At 55.0% G+C, this 2,045-nt stretch carries 2 protein-coding genes; one reads left to right on the forward strand and one right to left on the reverse strand.

Translation table 11 applies throughout. From position 1 onward, the window contains the following. The coding region (locus tag DBO31_RS08465; RefSeq protein ID WP_150824930.1) for a tetratricopeptide repeat protein at positions 1-777 on the forward strand (777 nt) is incomplete at its 5' end. Here the strand turns inward: DBO31_RS08465 and gltS are convergent. Further along, on the reverse strand, positions 761-2,023 hold the full coding sequence (gltS, locus tag DBO31_RS08470; protein WP_150824931.1) for a sodium/glutamate symporter: 1,263 nt from the start codon (positions 2,021-2,023) through the stop codon (positions 761-763). The two genes, DBO31_RS08465 and gltS, sit on opposite strands and share 17 nt — an antisense overlap. Positions 2,024-2,045 lie beyond the last annotated feature (22 nt).

Raw genomic sequence — 2,045 nt, forward strand, 5'->3', positions numbered from 1 at the left:
GTACAGGCCCAGCGCGAAGTGGGCGACCAGTATTTCTTTGCCGCCTATGAAGAAGAAAAAGAAGAATTGCTGCAGCTGTCGTTGTACTGGTATGGCATGGGCGCCCGGGCCGGTGATGCCCGATGCCAGTATGATCTGGCCTATCAGTATGAACACGGCCTGGGGATAGAACCGGATATCCGTAAGGCTGCGTACTGGTATGCCCGGGCGGCCGTCCAGGAACTGCCTGAAGCGGAAAATAATCTGGGACATCTCTACGAAACAGGATGCGGCGTCGTGCAGAATTACGAGCTGGCCGTATACTGGTATGGACGCTCTGCCCACCACGGCGATGCCGACGGACAATGCAATCTGGCTATTATGTATCAGTTTGGCTACGCAGGGACAGCCGATTATAAAAAAGCCGCCATGTGGTATACACAGGCGGCGGAGCAGGACAATGTCATTGCCCAGAATAATCTGGGATATTTATATGAAACGGGAAAAGGTGTTTCCCAGGATTATACAGAGGCAGCCTACTGGTACCGGCTGGCTGCTGAAGGCGGTGACGGGCCGGCGGCCAACAATCTGGGCCAGCTCTATGAACAGGGATTTGGCGTCGAAAAGGATCCGGAAAAGGCAGCCGTCTGGTTTTCCCGTTCTGCCCGGACCGGATACACGGAAGGCATCCGCAACTATATCCGCATACTGGAAACGGGAACAGGGCTTCCCATGGACAAAGAAGCTGCCGCGTATTGGCGCAGGCAGCTCGATGAACAGATTAATGGAAAAGGTTGATAAAAATCGTAATGACCGACGCGTTGACCGGGTCGATGATGAGTGATCCGATGAGGGGGATGACGAAGAATGCCGTCGGTGCCGGGCCGAATAATTCTGTCATGGCCGTCATATTGGCGATGGCGTTCGGTGTAGCACCCAGACCGAAGCCACAGACGCCGGACGTCATGACCGCTGCTTCATAATCCCTGCCCATCATGCGGAATACGACGAAATACGCAAAGAGGGCCATGATGACGGCCTGACTCAGGAGCATGACAATCATGGGCACGGCCAGATCGCTGAGCTGCCATAATTTGAGGCTCATGAGGACGCAGGTCAGAAAGACTGTGAGCCCCAGATTGCCCAGCACTTCGCTTTCTCTCTGATACACCTTATATACATGGGTGAAATCGGAGATATTGCGGATAACGGCAGCGACCAGCATAGAGCCGATATAAGCCGGGAAAATCAGTCCCAGGCTGTTCAGGAATCCGCTGACCAGTGTCCCCAGTCCCATGGCCAGGAACAGATGGGCCATGGCATTCATGAAATGATGATTGTTGATGGACTGGCCAGTGATGTGTTCCTGCTTGATGACTTCTGCCGCTTTTTCTTTGCTGCTGGCAATAGAGGACAATTTGTCTACTTCTTCCTGGCTGACCGACGGGTCGAGGCGTTCCGTATCGGCATGACTGTGCAGGTGGTGTTTGTGGACCAGCTGTTCACCGACAGGGCCGCCGATGAGGCCGCCGGCGACGAGGCCGAAGGTAGCTGCGGCGACGGCGATGGTAGCGCCGCTATCGAGACCCATTTCTTCCAGGAGGGGACCAAAGGCAGCCGCTGTAGCATGACCGCCGACCATGGGAATGGAGCCGGTTGCCAGCCCCATATAGGGACTGAGGCCGAACAGGGAGGACAGGCTGATGCCCAGGATATTCTGGATGACGATGAGTACCGTCGTGATGACAGCCATTTTAAAGACCATGATGCCGCCACGGCGGATCAGGCTCAGACTAGCCGTATAGCCGACGCTGGTGAAGAACAGCATCATGCAGACGTTCTGCATGACCGTATCCTGCTCATACGACCAGATGCCCTGAGTATACAGCAGGCAGTTCAGGGCAGCGAACAAGATGCCGCCGATGACCGGAGCAGGGATGCAGTACGTCCTGAGGGCGGAAATCTTCATACGCAGGAAGACGCCGGCATAATACACCAGGATGGCCGCAGCCAGCGTCTGATAGATATTGAGTTGTATAGACAACGAAATACTCCTCCTTTGCACA

Source organism: Megasphaera sp. DJF_B143, from assembly GCF_900320625.1.
Taxonomy (GTDB): domain Bacteria; phylum Bacillota; class Negativicutes; order Veillonellales; family Megasphaeraceae; genus Megasphaera; species Megasphaera hexanoica.